Raw genomic sequence first — 1163 nt, 5'->3', positions numbered from 1 at the left:
ACAAGGATTTGATGGCATATGTTAGAAGTACACAATCAGCCGTAACCGGAAAGGTTTAGCAGGAAAACTTAGAACGCTACTAAATTGTGTCGGCTTAGATGGGAATAGAGTTGTCTAATTATACAGGCAGATATAAAACCTCGGTGTTCAAACTTCGTGAAAACCTGTCGTTGACTGATGCCTGAGATTCGGTATACATGAATATGTTTGTACATATTGGATGCATATTCATAAATTCTTGGAATAGGGAGTAAATATGAAATCGAAAGTTATTTTAGCTTATTCTGGCGGATTGGACACAACTCTTAGCTTAAAAAAACTAATGGATGATGGATATGAAGTAGTTACCGTTACAATCAATATCGGCAATGAAAAAAATTGGAAACAAGTTCAGGAAAAGGCCATTTCGCAGGGAGCCCGGGAAGCTTTAGTTTATGACCTAAGAGAGGAATTTGCTGATGATTTTATTGCCAATGCTCTTCGTGCAGGGGCGCTATATGAAAACAAATATCCGTTGGCTACGGCTCTCGGTAGACCGCTTATCGCTAGGAAGCTCGTTGAAGTTGCAATTGAGAAGTCCGCTGACATCATTGCTCACGGGTGTAGTGGCAAAGGCAACGATCAATTAAGATTCGAACATACAATACGTTTCCTACACCCCCGAATAGAAATACTGGCTCCTATCCGAGACAATCAAGTAAAAAGAAGTTTAGCCAAGGACTATCAGGAATCGCTGGACGTTCAGATATCCGAAAATCTTAGCGTTTTTAGTATCGATGAAAATATCTGGGGAAGGAGCATTGAGTGCGATGTTTTAGAAGATGCTTGGGAATCCCCGCCTGAAGAAATATATAGAATTACCAGACCAGTTGAAAAAACACCAAACAGAGGAGCTGAAATTGAAATAGACTTTGTAGAAGGACTTCCTGTGGCGCTAAACGGAGAATCATATAGTTTTCTTGACATTATAGAATCATTGAATTCTGAGGGTGGAAACCATGGTATCGGACGAATTGATATGATTGAGAATCGTGTTATTGGGATAAAATCCAGAGAAATCTATGAGGCTCCAGCGGCTTCAATCTTACATACTGCTCACGCCGAACTAGAATCACTGACTTTGTCAAAAAAGCAAATTGAATTTAAGCAATCAGTCGCCAGAG

General features: G+C 40.0%; 1 protein-coding gene. It reads left to right on the top strand.

Annotated elements, in window-relative coordinates:
* Positions 1–256 precede the first annotated feature (256 nt).
* Positions 257–1163, top strand: a 907-nt coding sequence (locus S1OALGB6SA_RS00085) for an argininosuccinate synthase (protein ID WP_230204311.1), incomplete at its 3' end; no start/stop codon positions are given.

The organism is Olavius algarvensis spirochete endosymbiont (genome assembly GCA_900608495.1).
Taxonomy (GTDB): Bacteria; Spirochaetota; Spirochaetia; order DSM-2461; family DSM-2461; genus UBA2779.
The sequence above is the reverse complement of the archived record's forward strand: the minus strand, read 5'-3'. Positions and strand labels throughout refer to the sequence as shown.